Origin of the sequence: Pseudomonas sp. H11T01 (assembly GCF_048515765.1) — a bacterium.
Taxonomy (GTDB): Bacteria; Pseudomonadota; Gammaproteobacteria; order Pseudomonadales; family Pseudomonadaceae; genus Aquipseudomonas.
Genome location: NZ_JBLYED010000011.1, coordinates 78,051 through 93,094 on the forward strand (window position 1 = coordinate 78,051; position 15,044 = coordinate 93,094).

A 15,044-nucleotide genomic window follows, 5' to 3' on the forward strand; every position below is an offset into this window, starting at 1 on the left:
AACATGGATCTTGGAATAGCCGGTAGGGTTGCATTCGTGGCAGGCGGTAGCAAGGGCATGGGCCGCGCGTCGGCTGAATTGCTGGCACAGGCTGGTTGCCTCGTCGGCGTGATGGCGCGGGGTCAGGCCGATATCGATGAAACGGTGAACGCGATCCGCAATGCAGGTGGAAAGGCAATGGGTTTTTCCGCCGATCTTTCCACTCGCGATGGGACCAGGGCGGCTGTGGCGGCACTGGAGGCAGAGTTCGGAATGCCTGATATCGTCGTTAGTATGGGGCACGACTCGACGCTCGGCGGCTTCGATGACGTCAGCGACGAATCGTATGAAGAGGCGTTCCGCAACTACACGATGTCGACCGTCTACCTCGCGCGCGCGACCGTCCCAACCATGCGTGAGCGCAAGTGGGGCCGGTTCATCCACATCGGATCGACAAATGGCAAGGAGCCGCAGCTTTCCCACCCGTCAATCGTCGGCAATAGTGTGCGACCCTCGACCGTCGCGTTCATGCGCGTGCTGGCGCATGAGGTCGCTGCCGACGGCGTGACCGTCAATACAGTCGCGCCGGGCCTGACAATTACACCAACGCTGATGAATTACATTACCAATAAGATGAAGATAACGCCCGAGCAGGGGCTCGACTGGCTTGCGGGCAAGGACGTTCCAGGAATTAAGGGTGGGCAAGGCGCGGCCAATGTGCCGATGCGCCGCGCTGGCAAGCCTGAAGAGATTGGCGGCGTCGTCGCGTTTTTGGCGTCGCAGTACGCGGGGTACCTTACAGGCGAATGGATCGCGGTTGATGGCGGCCGACACCATTTTGCCTTTTAGTGCTCTTTCGGCCCGGTGATCCAGAGGGAGCAGTATCTTCTCTCGGCACTATCAGAGTGATTGCCTGAGACGGCATCTTCAATAGCGGTGCATGCGCCTCTCGCTCCACGTAGGGACCATGCATGACAATGCCGTTTCAATTTCGATCAGGTCGCCCAACTGAAGACCAATCGATTCCGCACCCGCTGAATTGAGCAACGGGTGGTTCAGCGCGCGAGCTTTTTACAGCCCGAAAAAGCTCCCGCAGCGCAGAGTTATATGCATTAGCGATATCCAAAGCTGCTGCGAGGACAATAGTCGAGCGTGCACCTCAACCGAACTAAAACTTGTTTTACTGAACAGTCATTCCTCCATCAACAACCAGTGAATGTCCCGTGATATAGGTCGCCATATCGGAAGAGAGAAACAGAACCGCATCGGCTATTTCTTCAACCTGCGCATAGCGACCCATGGGTACACTATTTTCTATCAACGTCGCCATCTCGGGATACTTCGCGTTGTTATTCCGCATAAGCTCCGTATCGACGGGGCCTGGCAGCACCGCATTAATGCGAACCCCCACTTTGGCATAATCAAGCGCAGCCGACTTGGTGAGCCCCACCACTCCGTGTTTAGCCGCCACGTATGGGGCTATCGATGGAACCCCAACAATTCCGGTGACGGATGCGGTATTGACGATAACACCGCCGCCTTGAGCAACCATGGCAGGTATCTCGGCCTTCATGGAGTGGTAAACGCCTGTGAGATCGATGGATAAGATGCGCTCCCAATTCTTTGGTTCGACCTCCGCCAAAGGTGTGCTGTCGGCTGGGATGCCCGCGTTATTGAAAGCGATGTCCAGGCGGCCATAGACGGCCAACACGGATTTTACAGCCGCTTCCATGTCGTCAAGTCGCGTGACATCGGCTTTGACAAACCGCCCCCTCTCTTCGCCCCCGATAAGGGCAAGTGTTTCCATGCCTTCTTTCTCATCACGGTCGGCGATCACGACATTTGCGCCGGCCTTGGCAAAGGCCTGAGCGGTTGCACGGCCAATGCCGGTGCCCCCGCCGGTGATCAGAACAACCTTGCCTGAAAAGTCGAAACTCATGATGTTTATCCTTTAATCCAGAGTGATCAGTGTTTGGCCCTCGGCACCCGTAAACTGAGTGCTTGAGGAGTTGTAACGTCGTTCATTGCTTATAGGGATGCGGCGAACACATCTCTTAATGTTCAGATGTTGCAGTACTGCCAGAGTGTTTACGTACATTCACAGGCACAGCGCTCTGCATGCCCATCCCGGTCCAGGGATCAAACGATCGCTCCGCGTCGATGATTCGATTGACGCTGCTACCCTGCTCGCGGACGCGGTCGTCCGCCTCCGGGGTGTCTCCCCAGCCATGAGCGAGGCTAATCACGCCCGGCGCGACGTCATCGGTTCCGTGCACCACCGCCGGCATGCTTGACAAGGCCGATTCAATTTCGATCAGGTCGCCCGACTGGAGACCAAGTAATTCCATATCTGCTGGATTGAGCAGCGCGTGGTTAGGCGCGCGGCCTTTTTGCAGCCCGGGAAGCTCCCGTAGCGCCGAGTTATACGCGTTGGCGAGGCGTCGTGAGATCAGCCGATGCGAGTATGCCGCGGCATCCTCGCCGTAGCCGCCGCCCACCCCCGGATTCGCTTCGGAGCGAACTTGCCTAATCTCCTCCGGAATCGGCGAAGGTGCCAAGTTCAGCCGCGCATCATTGTCCGGGTCAGCCGGAAGCACCTTTTCATAAAACTCTTCGAAGATTTTGCCACCCGGTGAGGCCCTCAATACGTCGAGAGGAACTCTCGTGTTCGGATAAAGCGCATCGAGCACCTCGTCCTTGGTCGGCTTGCGATCCATCGGAAGCGCACCACGTCCCGGAAGGGTCAACGGAAGACCCATTCGATGCAATATTTCCCAGAAGAACTCCCATTCCTCGATCAGATCGCCCCTGGGTTCGATGATCGCAGGCGTGTAGGAGGCATAGGGCGCAGGCATCACACCGCTGTTCGAGCCGTCCACTTCAGCGCGCTCGTACCCGACCTTGGCACCAATAACATAATCAGCGAGCCGCGCCGACGCCGACATGTTGATGTCGATCTGCACGAACAGGTCGAGATCCGACAGGGCACGACGCATCTTCGCCTGATCGGGCAATGCCAGGAGCGGATTGCCGGCGACGGAGATCAACGCCCGGATCTGACCCTCGCCGGGGGTCAGGATTTCATCCGCCAGGATTGATGAGGGAAATTCGACATTGGGTGCCGCGATGTGGATGGCAAACGGCTTTATACCGCGCACGCGGCTTGGCGGGTTGCCCCTGCTGGCGTCCCAGGCCGGAATCACCTGTGCGCGACGAGGTGACGCGCCGTACAGGACACTGACGTTGTGCACCACTTCGCCCTCACGCTTATATCTGCCGCACACCGCATTGAGGCAGGTGATGAGGTGCTCGGCGAGCGGCGCCCTCGGCGACATATTGGGGCCGGTGCCCGCTAACGCGATACCGCGCGGACCGCTGGCAAATACCCTTGCCGCCTCAAGAATGAGGTCGCGCGGAACCAGCGTCCGGCGCTCGACATAGTCAAGCGTGAAGTCTTCGACTAGGCTCTGCAATTCGTCGAGTCCGCTCACATAACGCGCGCAGAACTCGTGATCCTGCAGCCCTTCCTTGAAGATTATCCGCAGCAGTCCGCACAACAGGGTCGGATCCTCGCCCGGCCTTATCTGCAGGAAAATGTCGGCTCTTCGGGCAAGCTCAGTACGACGGGGGTCAACGACGATGAGCTTGAACCCGTTAGCCCTGCTGTCGTTCAGCCGCCGCGCTGGGCTGAAGGGCGGGATGCCGCCATATTCACCGGTATAGTGCGACACCAACGGGTTGTTTCCGAAGTACATTCCCACGTCGGAGCCGGCGAATTCCTGTAGCCCCGCCTCCCATATCCCGGTGCGGGACGGAGCGATGCCGAACTTCGCCGGCTGGTCCACGGTCGCCGATGAATAATAAGACGGAGATCCTATCGCGGCATGAAAGGCGTGCGCGCTGTCCCACGCGCCGCAAATGCTGAAGCCATGGGCCCCGTTGTAGGTGGCTATGGAACGGGGGCCATATTTGTCCAAGATACGGGCCAGCGACTCATGGATCTCGTCGAGCGCGACTTGCGAGGAAATCGGAGTGTAGCTGCCATCCTTGCCGCGCTTCATCGAAGACGTGAGGCGATCCGGATGATAGGCGTGCGCAACGCCCTGCCGTCCCTTTACGCAGGTGTACCCGCCGGAAATCGGATCCTCGTGATTGCCTCGCACGGCGACGAGTTTGCCATCGACGACATCGACTTCGGTTGCGCAGTGCGAGTGACACAATCGACAGAAGCTCTTTTGGGTAACCATGACGTGGCTGTACCTCTCCAGTTCTTTTTATTCACAATCTATAAAGTTAATTTACGCTTCTGTAACCTGCTGATCACAAAAGATTCTCCATCTCGAACGCCGAGCGCTCGCGGTCATCTTTGAAACCAAGTTCAAGCGTCATACTCTGGCGCGCCCGCGATTTCGAGGAGTTGTGACCGGTCTACAAGTTTTACCCGCGGCCGTCCCTTGGCGGAGCCAGAGGCGATCTCATGCGTATCGATCGCCCGTGCACCCTCGGCCCCGATAGCGTCGGGAAGCAATCGACTCACTTCTTCCTCGCACGCAATCGAGAGCTGCCCGCCCGCAAAATCTTCGAGCAGACGCATGACGGTCTGGCTGGCGCATTGTTTATTAGTACCGATCACGCCCGAAGGGCCGCGCTTGATCCAGCCGGTCACGTAGAGGCCAGGTACCGGGGCGCCTTCACGCGATTCCAGCACCCGACCTTCGATATTGGGAACGACCCCGCGCGATTCGTCGAACGGCACACCTGCGATGGGGCTGCCACGATAGCCGACTGCGCGCAGCACCAGGCTACACTCAAGCCGTTCAACCTGGTCTGTATGACGAATCACTACCTCGTTATTTTGACCGAGGACGTGCTCGTTGCGAATCAAGCGGACACCGGTAACCGCCTCCGCGCCCTCGATCTGGGCGGGGGCGGCAAGAAACTTCAGCACGATTCTGCGATCCTTGGTCGCAACTTTCGCAGCCAGATCCCGCAACAGGCTGATCTTGAGATCGCGGGCGAATTGAGTCGCGGGTGCGAAGGCCTCTACCCCGTGCGACGGGTCCGAAATCTCCGCGGCATCGACTACGACGTCGAGCTCTTCAAGGCAGCTCAGCCCGATCAGTTCCGCTGCGGTAAAGGCCGCGTCGGCGGCCCCCCGGCGCGCGACGACGACGACTTCGCGGATATTGGATTCGCGCAGTGCAGCGAGGGCATGATCTGCGATGTCGGTCTTTGCCAGTCTTGACGGATCTGCCACCAGGACGCGCGCAACGTCTAGCGCCACATTTCCGTTACCAAGAACCACGGCGCGGTGGCCGGACAAGTCGAAGGCGCGGTTGGCAAAATCCGGATGCCCGTTGTACCAGGCCACGAATTCAGCAGCCGCAACGCTGTTGGTAAGATTTTCGCCGACAAGGCCGAGCTGCTTGCCCTGCATCGCGCCATAGGCATAGATGACGGCGTGATAGCGCGCCACCAGTTCCTCATGCGAAATGTCGCGGCCTACCTCGACGTTAAAGAAGCTGCGCACGCGCGGATCAGCCATCGTGCGGGCGAAGCCGTGCTGGACGTTCTTGGTATGCTGGTGGTCGGGCGCGACGCCGAAACGGACCAGACCGCCGGGCGTGCACAGCCGATCGAACATGTCGACGGACACCGGCACGTCCGCCTGTCTGAGGAGCTCGCTAGCTGCATAATAGCCGGCAGGACCCGCGCCGACGACGGCCACCTTGAGCTGAGGCTTCGCTGTTGATTCTCTGGCGTCGGATCTGCCTTGCGTCCAGCGCGACGGATGCACTTGGGACAGAGTGCCAACGGTCTTGTAGAAATCAGCATTGATCTTGATGAACGGCGTCATCGATCCCTGGATATCGATATCCAGGGCAATCGCGCCGACGGGGCACGCTTCTGAACAAGCGCCGCAATCGATACAGATGTCGGGATCTATATAGAGCATTTCGGCCGAGGCGTAGTCGGCCTCATCAGGGGCCGGGTGAATACACCCAACCGGGCAAACAGGTACGCATGCCGCATCGTTACAGCAGTTTTGCGTAATCACATGGGGCACTTTTGATTCTCCTCGTTATTGAGCGTGTCATTTTTTCTATGGCATTGGGTGTAGATCATTTCCCCCACCTCGGCGGAAAAGGCATAAAACGGCATGACGACGTCCAATGGCGCCGCCACATCGCGGCGATTGCCTTGCGATCCTTCCAACCCATGTACAGCAGTGCATTCACAACCTCGCGACTGTCCGTCGTCCGCCGCCTGGCCGGCGGGATGAAAGGCACTGCCAAGGTCCATGTCAGCCGCGCCCCTTATCCCAGCGAACATCCAGGAAGCGCTTGGCCGCGGCAGCACGCTCGAAGTCCTCGGGCGCAATACTTCCGAAGTGCAGGTGCTGTGCGCCCTCCCAGCAATGGAGCTCAGCCTCGACGCCTGCCGCAAGCAGGCGGCGGTGCACTCGACATGTCTCTGACAGCAGGAAGTCGCGCGTGCCTGTGGTAAGCATCACAGGAGGGAAATCTGCAGTGTAGTTGCCGTAGACGGGCGAAACATACGGGTCGAGCAGGTCGTGTCCATTGAGGTAGACCCGACGGACCACGTCCAGGTCGGCTGGCGCGTACGTGATGTCAATGCCGGCGAGGGTCTGGTAGGAATCTCCTGCGTGGGTCATGTCCGCGTAGGGAGTATTGATGATGGCTGCTACCGGCATCGGGATCCCCTCGTCGCGGGCCCGCAGCAACAATGCGAGCCCGAGGTTGCCACCCCCAGATGTGCCGCTGATGGCGACGTTCTCGGCCCCGTATTTTTCGAGCATCGCGGTGTACGCGGCGATGCAGTCGTTCAGTGGAACCGGGTACGGATGGAGCGGCGGCATTCGGTAATCGATGACCCAAGTGCGCACCCCATGCGCTGCAGCCATATAGAGGGCGCCGAGCCTCGAGAACTCGCCTGTACCAAAGACCCAGGCGCCGTGGATCGCCAGGAGTGTGCGAGGGTCATCGTCAGTGACGCCCTCAGGTGTGGCGATATACACCGAAACGTCACCAAGCATGACGTGCTCCACCGTTGTCGCGCCACAGTCCTGCACCACAGTGCCGAATATCGCCGCGGACATTTGCTTGAGCACCGGCTCCGACGACTCGATCTCCGCCGCCCATCCTTCAAACGTCCTGGCCAACGCCTCCTTGTCGGAAAGATCCGCGGGCCACGCTCTCGGCAGCGGCTGGGGAAGCGCCAGGAACGCCTGTGCCTCCGGACTCACAGTGGATGGAACAGGAATCGCCTTAGCGGGCACCTGAATCGACGCGCGTTGATGGGACAGCGACACAGCCTAACTCCTTTGTATAGATCGACGTATGAACGACGGATATAAGTTCGGCACGTCGTCGGGTTGATGGAGAGCCCATTTGTCGGTGGGCCTATGCGAGCGCACCAAGTAGGCTTACTCGCGAGGGGCCAACACGCGCATCTGCTGTCCGAATGCACCTCACTGGCCCTCAGTGTCTAAATCATAGGGGCCTCGAAATCCACTCTCTACAAGTGCGATCCTCTCCCTTGGCTCGTGGTGTATCGTCGCCGATAATTCAACCCGCAGGCCAAAAACCTCATATTCAAAGCGATCATCGCATCACCATCCTGAGCACACAGGACGGTGATGATTTGCTCCTTGGTAACCTACTGATTTTAGCGTCGCACTCTTACTCGAAGCGGACTCAATTGGAACTAACAGGCTTCAGGAGAATTCGACATTAATTTGGGTTTATTAGGCCCACTCAGTGCCGGATCCGGCAGTTGGAAAATAAGCCGTGCACGCTAATCCACCATCGACGGGGAGAACCGCGCCCGTGATGTAGCTCGATTCGTCCGAAAGCAGAAAGTAAATGCCGTTTGCCATCTCCGACACTTCCCCTTGGCGTCTCATTGGAGTTACTGCTTTGAATTGCTCCTCCAGAGAGGGGTTGCTTTCCCGATACTTGGCGGATCCCTTGGTCCGGATCTGGCCAGGCGATGCCACGTTGACTCGCACGTTATAGGGACCGCCTTCGGTTGCGGCGACCTTACTCATCATAATCATCGCAGCCTTCGAAGCACTGTAACTCGCCATGTAAGCGAACCCATGCGTACCCGCGGTTGAAGCAATGTTGACAATAGAACCTCGCCCAACCGGCTGCATCAACCTCATCGCTTCCTGAGTGCCGACGAATATAGAGTCATTATTAACGGCAAAGTCACGCTGCCAATCCTTTAGTGATATTTCCGTAACGGGGCCCGCAGAAGCCGTGAATGCATTGTTGACCAGGCCATCCAGTCGACCGTGACGCGCATGAACATCCTGGATCGCCGTACGATACTCATCCACATTACCAACATCGAGTATATGAGTTTCAATTGACCCGCCCATATCGCGAACTGCTTTTTCCATTTCCGCGAGCGGTTCGGCGCGTCGCGCATAACCCACGACATGGGCGCCTTCCTGCGCCAATCGCTCAACCACTGCCCGCCCAATACCTTCACTGGCTCCGGTCACAATGACTACACGGCCTTTCATGTTGCTGTTCATATCTAACTTCCTCTTTTTCGGGTGTCGAATACCGAATTTTTTTATTTTTAATGGAAACGTAGATTCTCACTCAGGTATAAATCGGTGGCGTTAAGGACGCCAACCGCGTTTATATGGCGCGTTACATCGTTATTAGGTCCGGCTCGAAGCGGGTAGTTATAAACCTGCTCGTCCATAGGCGACGTTTGGTTGATATTCCGGCAGCGGGGGCATACCGATGGCCGCGCGAATGGCATTATGTGCGTGTTGTAATCCCGGCTCGTTGCGTCCGAACTTCAGATGGTCGATCAGGCCGCTATTGGCGGCTTCCTGTATCTGAGTACTGGTTGTGTAGTCTTCGTCGTTCACCGTACTTTTGAGCGCTTCGAGCAAGCCCTCGAAGTCAAGCTCAAACGGCTGGCTGGCGTCCGCGCTGTAGATATTATCGGCGGACAAGTTTGCCCGTTCGACTCCGACCTCTTTGTCGCGCAGCAGGTGATCCGCCTGATAGACAGAGATGCGCGAGCGCGACTGGCCCGGATTCTTCGCGTCGGGGAAGATATGAGTGAGGCTGAGCACATTGTTTAAGAGGTTGAACTGCACATTGGGGAAAATGTAGTAAACCATCGATGAGATAGCGGCGATATTCCACGCGCTTTCCGGCTTTTCGAGTGTGGTTTTGATGTTCTTGTTCGGCACAATCATGCGGTGGTGATTGCCGAAATTGCGGTAAGTGTTGAAATCGCCATGGAGGAAATTCGCCACAGTCCGGCTGTGCAACACAGCGAAATGATAGCATTCGGAGAAGGTGTCGCTCGCCAGCTTCCAGTTGAGCGGCCGTTCGAACACATGGCCGCCCCTATAGACTGCCCGGCCCAGCTCCCACGCCTGCATCTCGGTCGCGAGTTCCGGACCCAGCAGCGCATCTACGTCCAGTTCGCCCCCCGGCTGCGGATGCACCCAGAGCATGCCGTATTTTTCCTCGGCCGGGAGCTCGATCAGGCTATTGCACTTCTTGTCGATTTCACCGAATAGTTCCTGCTCGCGAACCGACAACAGGCTGCCGTCATCGCGATAGACCCAGGCGTGATAGGGGCAAACGAAATGTGACTGCTTGCCGCGTGGCTTCTGCGTCAACTGCGCGCCGCGATGGCGGCAGGAATTGAGGAAAGCATGAAACTTGCCGTCCTTGTCGCGGGTCGCGAGGATCGGCACATTAAAATCATTGAGCGTCAGGAAACTGCCCGGACCATCAATGTCGCCCGACAGGCCGATCAGCTGCGGATGATTGCGGAAAAGGACCTCACGCTCCCGCGCGGCTTGCTCCGGATCAGTAAAGCTGGTGGCCGGACAGGCCAGGATCTTGTCGGCCTGGGGCACTTTGTGGCTATCAATACTTTCGATCATTGCGTGTATTTGTTTTACTTGTTCGGTGTGTCGCATGATCACTCTCCTGCCGCTGTGACGGGCTCGGCGTTTTCCCGAGCCTGGGTTGTAGTAACTGCTTCAATTTTCCTGGCCAGCACGGCGGCGAACGTATCGACCGCATCGGCGGACAGGATGATGTACAGATCAGCCAGAGACTCAGCACGGAAGCGCGCCAGCGGAATCTCTCCAAAAACCCACGAATGGAGATTCTCCTGGAAGGAGCGTTTGACCAGCCCCGCCAATGCGCGGTGCGCAATCCGCCCGCGCAACAACCCGGCATTGGCGCAGGCTGCTATGCCGACACCCTGCATTTGAGCACCCCAGTTATAAAGAAGCGTGACCGACTGCGGCCTGGACTGCATGCGGTGGACATGTTCGACCGCAAGGAAGGCGGCGCGATAATAGGGCTCGTCCGTCGCAAACAGTTCGGCCGTCTGGTTCACGATCGCTTCGGCCAGGGCAAGCGGTTGATCCGACCTCTCGGCATCGATGCGCGACTCGAGCAGGCTCAATATGTCGGCGAAGATGGCGACCATCACCTCTTCCTTGCTGCCGATCAGGTTATAGATCGTTGGCACGGTGACGCCAGCCGCCTTAGCCAGATCGCGCAGGTTGAAGGATTCCAGCCCGGCCTGCGTGATCATGCCGCGCGCTTCCGCCAAGATGCGTTCGCGTCTCTTGCGCATATTGCGGCTACGTAGGGAATCATTCTGTTCGGTCATGGCAGGCAATCATTCTGTTCAGTCATGACAGGATGCTACCCACGAAATATTTTTTTAACAAGGATAAAACTTTATCCTTGTTAAAATATAGTCAAACGTGCAGCCGTGGTCATAAGCAGCGAACAGGCGTTCGCGCTTCTATTCCGAAATTGATGCGCAGCAGTCGATGGAATGCGGGAGGTGAAACCCGTCAACCTCTCCTCAGGCGATCCAAGCCACCAGTCCGAGGAGCTTGCCAAGCAGATCAGGTTGTACACCGAAAAATCCAGCAACAGCTGGGCCCTGAGCTTTTCCCAGCCAATCAGCTTGGTCTTGAATCTTCAACGCCGCTCACACTTTGGCGTGATCGGTGATGGAAACGTGTACACCGTTGCCCAAGACCCAGGGCATTCAGGCAGGGAGCCCCGGATCACAGAATCCGTAAGACTCCATAAAGCACCAGACGATCATCGCTACGTAGATGACCCATCTTCTGCTTTGGAAAAACCAGCGCCTTGATCAGTTCCCAAATGGGTTCCTATCGAAGCATAGTCTTCGAACCTAGGCGCACTTCCGTGGCCTGTCTCGACCCACTCTAGCTTGGCAGAGACATAAGCCATCATTCTGTCCTGGTGATCGCGCTGAATACGAAGCCTACAAAGCAGTTCTTTCAACAAGTCGACTGTTCTGCTAGCCGTAAACCTTCCAGTCGCATATTCGTCCAGGAGACACGCGATATCTCGTAACGAATAGCCCAGCATCTGCTGTATGCGAATTAGCCTTACAGTCTCGACGTCGTCGGCCGTGAATATTTGGTAAGGACGACTACCGCCCTTGCCATTGCTTTTGGGCTTGAGCAAGCCCAGGCGCACGTAGAAACGAACCGTATCAATCGTGAGATCAACGCTTCGCGAAAATTCTGAAATCAGCATATTGGCCTCTTGACTATGGACTGTACTCCACACTTACAAAGGGGGCATGTCAACCGCTGTCGGGGTAAGAAAATGAAAAGCGATACTTCTGAAATTCCTTCCGTGCAGCTTGGAAAGGACGGGTTAAAGGTCGGCGTTCAAGGATTAGGTACCATGGCAATGGCCACTGGAATATACGGCGCTACTGACGAGGCCGAGGCAAGGGCCACGCTCGAAAGGGCCCTAGACCGGGGTGTCACGCTCTTTGATACGGCTGACATCTATGGCGACGGCGCGGGTGAGTCATTCCTTGGAAGCTTCGTGCGTGAACACCGCAATCAGGTCGTGCTTGCGACCAAGTTTGGCTTCGTTAAAACCAACGATGAGAGGAATCCTTACCGCATCGACAACAGCCCCGAGTTTATTTACAAGGCGGTTGATGCTTCCTTGCGCAGACTGGGTATCGACCACATCGATCTGTACTACATGCATCGTCGCAATCGTGAGGTGCCACTTGCCGACGCAATAGGAGCAATGGCTGAACTGGTGAAGGCCGGCAAGGTGCGCTACCTGGGACTGTCGGAAGTTACCGGCGACGAATTACGACAAGCCCATGCCATTCACCAGATTGCCGCCGTGCAATCAGAATGGTCGCTGTTTTCGCGGGATGTCGAACAGAGTTCCGTGCCGGTCGCCGCAGAACTTGATATTGCGTTCGTACCTTTTTCGCCATTGGGGCGAGGCATGCTTAGCGGCATGGTCGACGCCGCAAAACTCGATGATGGAGATGTACGCCGCCACTTCCCACGGTTTGCGGATGATCATGTGCAAGCCAATGCCCATCTGGTGCAAAAGATCGCACATTTGGCCACAGAGCGAGGTGCAACTCCCGCGCAAATCGCCCTCTCGTGGGTTCACTCTCGGTCGCAAGCGCATGGCCTCACTGTTGTTCCGATTCCAGGAACTCGCAAGCGCAACCGACTGGAGGAGAATCTTGGTGCATTGGATATCCAATTGACGCAGACCGAACTGGCAATTCTTGAGCGCCTCGCCGCGTCCGTACAAGGCATACGGGGGGCGTAGGCAATTTGGCGCGACACCATAATGCTGGGGCATGCGCCTATTTCGCATCTTCCGAAGGGCAGTTCGGCGAACGCTGTGCCGAAGGCGCGACCCTATCTAAATCTGACCATGCCGCACCCGCCGGCATCGCCGCCGACAACTGCGGTTTTACCATCAATCCTTAGAAAGGAAAAAAACATGTCCCTAACTGCCTACCGCGCACTCGGCCGGTCCGGCCTTATCGTCAGCCCTCTTGCGCTGGGCACAATGACTTTCGGCACAGATGTATGGGGCGCGGACGAGGCCAGCTCGCGCGCGATCTTCGATCACTATCGCGATGCCGGCGGCAATCTTATCGACACCGCCGACATCTACAGCAACGGCGAGAGCGAGAAGCTTGTCGGCAAGTTCATAGCCGACAGCGGCTCACGTGATGAGATCGTGCTTTCAACGAAGTTCGCCTTCAATGCGTCATCAAATCCGACGTCGGGTGTTCACACTGCGGGCGGCAATCCAAACGCAGGCGGCGCTGGTGCGAAGAACATTCACCGCGCGCTCGACGCCTCGCTCAGGCGGCTCGGCACCGACTATGTCGATCTATACTGGATGCATATCTGGGATCAGGTCACGCCGATTGAGGAAATCGTGCAGACGCTTGGAGATCTCGTTCGCGCTGGGAAGATTCGCTATTACGGGCTATCGGACATGCCAGCCTGGGTGGCGATGAAGGCGGCCACGATCGCGGAGGAACGGCGAATACCGGGCCCGATCGCTATCCAGCTCGAGTATTCACTCGTCGCCCGCGACGTGGAGTGCGAGCATTTCCCGGCAGCCCGCGAGGCAGGATTGGGCGTGATGCCATGGAGCCCCTTAGCCGGTGGTTTACTATCCGGCAAATACCGGCGGGGGGATATTGCAGGCAAGGGTCGGCTCAGCGGCGCCAATCCCCTCGGCGACACCAAGTTTACAGATCGTAACTGGGCAATCCTCGAAACGCTTGAGCAGGTAGCAGCGGAGATGGGAAGACCAATGGCGGAAGTCGCGCTGGCATGGACATTGGCACACAAGGCCGTCGGGGCGACGTTGGTAGGGGCTAGCAAGGTCTCGCAACTTCAAAACAACATCGCCGCCACCGACCTCTGTATCGGCGACGCGCATCTCGAACGCCTCAACGAAGCGAGCGCACCTGTGATCGGATTTACGTCTGGACTCGGCTCCCCGATGATCCGTCGCATGGTCTTTGGCGGTCATGATGTTGCGGGATGGGGTGAATAGTCTTTTCGGCTCGGTAAGCTGGCGCAGCACTGATTGCGACGAGATGTTCTATGCGTTATCGCCGCAATCTTGCTGTGCAGCTACAGGCGGATGCATCAGGGTATTAACTAGACAGCGCTAGAGCCTTGCTGACTTTAGTCTGCGCGCGACTGATTGATCATGGTGAATGCGACTGCGCCGATGAGGCCAGCAAGGCTACAACTGAGTACCAAGGGTCGATGCACCGACAGTGAACACCACTGGGAAAAGCAAAGTCGTTGAGCGCGTATAACCCAGGATGGTTAAAGCAATTGCTCCGACGATGTAGAAGCAGACCAGTACGTGTTTGATGTTTAGCTTTTCACTCAACCATCCACCGCCAATAGCACCGGCGATGGCCCCCCAATATTGAAAACAATCACGAAGTTCAACGCAGAGCCAAGACTGAACCCCGCCATCGCCACAGGCTTGGTTAGCCTGGAGTTAAGGGCGCAGACCATGAACAGGCCCGTCATGAACGCAGCCCAAATCATGGTGCTAAAGCCTTGACCCTCCTTGAACAAATGACGAACTGGCGCTTCCTGTTTATCCAATACTGTGGCATTCCCGACCATCAAAGTGTTTTCGTCGATGATGAGAGCAGGGTCCAGCTGCCTCGTCGCATTGGATGGCTATCGATGCCGAAAAATTCATCGTCGAGCAGATCTGAAAGTGCGACCCACAGGCGAGAGAATGCAGCAGCCGAAACCCTGGCTTGGGGAGAAGTCAGGAGTTCCGGGTCTATACGCGCTTGCTGCAGTGCGATGGATGTGTCCAATTGGCGTCGCGATGCGCCCTCGAGAGCTTCAAGCACCAAGCCAATTGAAGTCGTTCCCTTGTCCTGGATGAGCACACTTATTCCTCTGCGCAGATGATTTCTGACTTGATGCTGATCTTCAGGTCTCTTCGGTAATTCTACTTCGAACAACCTGACGAGCCTCAATTCTTTCTCTACGTTTCAGCTTCCCTGCATCGCCTGTCAAGCGCATGTGCCCCCCCTTCTAGATACCTAACCTCGATTGTCCAAAGCATTCATACACGCTGAGGCGTTTGAGCATTGTCGGGATCACTGACCACCGACACTATCGGTTCAACAATCTTCGGCGTGGTTGACACCTGAAGTAA

The 15,044-nt window shown here is 57.1% G+C and carries 12 protein-coding genes and 3 pseudogenes; 3 read left to right on the top strand and 12 right to left on the bottom strand.

Annotated elements, in window-relative coordinates; genetic code table 11:
• Window positions 1-3: 3 nt before the first annotated feature.
• Window positions 4-828 carry an SDR family oxidoreductase gene (locus tag ACN1C3_RS16420; protein ID WP_419116823.1) on the top strand — a complete coding sequence of 275 codons (825 nt, stop codon included), beginning with the start codon at window positions 4-6 and terminating at the stop codon, window positions 826-828.
• Window positions 829-1,159: 331 nt separating this feature from the next.
• Here ACN1C3_RS16420 and ACN1C3_RS16425 read toward each other — a convergent pair whose 3' ends face one another.
• The 10 genes and pseudogenes from ACN1C3_RS16425 to ACN1C3_RS16470 all read right to left on the bottom strand — a co-directional run bounded on the left by ACN1C3_RS16425 (window position 1,160) and on the right by ACN1C3_RS16470 (window position 11,585).
• Entirely contained in the window at window positions 1,160-1,918 is a 759-nt protein-coding gene (locus ACN1C3_RS16425) for a glucose 1-dehydrogenase (RefSeq protein WP_419116824.1), read from the bottom strand.
• Window positions 1,919-2,033: 115 nt separating this feature from the next.
• On the bottom strand, window positions 2,034-4,226 hold the full coding sequence (locus ACN1C3_RS16430; protein WP_419116825.1) for a molybdopterin-containing oxidoreductase family protein: 2,193 nt from the start codon (window positions 4,224-4,226) through the stop codon (window positions 2,034-2,036).
• A gap of 131 nt (window positions 4,227-4,357) precedes the next feature.
• Window positions 4,358-6,046, bottom strand: a complete 1,689-nt coding sequence (locus ACN1C3_RS16435; RefSeq protein ID WP_419116826.1) for an FAD-dependent oxidoreductase — start codon at window positions 6,044-6,046, stop codon at window positions 4,358-4,360.
• 151 nt (window positions 6,047-6,197) lie between these two features.
• A pseudogene (locus ACN1C3_RS16440) lies at window positions 6,198-6,281 on the bottom strand (IS5/IS1182 family transposase); the annotation flags it as partial.
• A gap of 2 nt (window positions 6,282-6,283) precedes the next feature.
• A complete protein-coding gene (locus ACN1C3_RS16445) occupies window positions 6,284-7,312 on the bottom strand; it encodes an alpha/beta hydrolase fold domain-containing protein (protein WP_419116827.1) in 1,029 nt (342 codons plus the stop codon).
• A 435-nt stretch (window positions 7,313-7,747) separates the two neighbouring features.
• Window positions 7,748-8,545 carry an SDR family NAD(P)-dependent oxidoreductase gene (locus tag ACN1C3_RS16450; protein ID WP_419116828.1) on the bottom strand — a complete coding sequence of 266 codons (798 nt, stop codon included), beginning with the start codon at window positions 8,543-8,545 and terminating at the stop codon, window positions 7,748-7,750.
• A 156-nt stretch (window positions 8,546-8,701) separates the two neighbouring features.
• Entirely contained in the window at window positions 8,702-9,967 is a 1,266-nt protein-coding gene (locus tag ACN1C3_RS16455; protein WP_419116829.1) for an aromatic ring-hydroxylating oxygenase subunit alpha, read from the bottom strand.
• Window positions 9,968-9,969: 2 nt separating this feature from the next.
• Window positions 9,970-10,674: a TetR/AcrR family transcriptional regulator gene (locus tag ACN1C3_RS16460; protein ID WP_419116830.1), complete on the bottom strand. Its 705-nt coding sequence runs from the start codon at window positions 10,672-10,674 to the stop codon at window positions 9,970-9,972.
• Between the two features lie 362 nt (window positions 10,675-11,036).
• A pseudogene (locus ACN1C3_RS16465) lies at window positions 11,037-11,185 on the bottom strand (IS5/IS1182 family transposase); the annotation flags it as partial.
• Complete coding sequence (locus ACN1C3_RS16470) at window positions 11,127-11,585, bottom strand: MerR family transcriptional regulator (RefSeq protein WP_419116831.1); 459 nt, start codon at window positions 11,583-11,585, stop codon at window positions 11,127-11,129. The pseudogene ACN1C3_RS16465 and the gene ACN1C3_RS16470, both read right to left, overlap by 59 nt.
• A gap of 72 nt (window positions 11,586-11,657) precedes the next feature.
• On the opposite strand from ACN1C3_RS16470, the gene ACN1C3_RS16475 reads away from it, so the two are divergent.
• Together ACN1C3_RS16475 and ACN1C3_RS16480 are read left to right on the top strand one after the other, a co-directional pair.
• Entirely contained in the window at window positions 11,658-12,647 is a 990-nt protein-coding gene (locus tag ACN1C3_RS16475) for an aldo/keto reductase (RefSeq protein ID WP_419116832.1), read from the top strand.
• 177 nt (window positions 12,648-12,824) lie between these two features.
• A complete protein-coding gene (locus ACN1C3_RS16480) occupies window positions 12,825-13,901 on the top strand; it encodes an aldo/keto reductase (RefSeq protein ID WP_419116833.1) in 1,077 nt (358 codons plus the stop codon).
• A gap of 198 nt (window positions 13,902-14,099) precedes the next feature.
• Here ACN1C3_RS16480 and ACN1C3_RS16485 read toward each other — a convergent pair.
• Window positions 14,100-14,536 (bottom strand): annotated as a pseudogene (locus ACN1C3_RS16485) (MFS transporter); the annotation flags it as partial.
• Window positions 14,494-14,772 (bottom strand): AraC family transcriptional regulator ligand-binding domain-containing protein, encoded by a 279-nt coding sequence (locus ACN1C3_RS16490; RefSeq protein WP_419116958.1) that lies wholly within the window; start codon window positions 14,770-14,772, stop codon window positions 14,494-14,496. The pseudogene ACN1C3_RS16485 and the gene ACN1C3_RS16490, both read right to left, overlap by 43 nt.
• Window positions 14,773-15,044 lie beyond the last annotated feature (272 nt).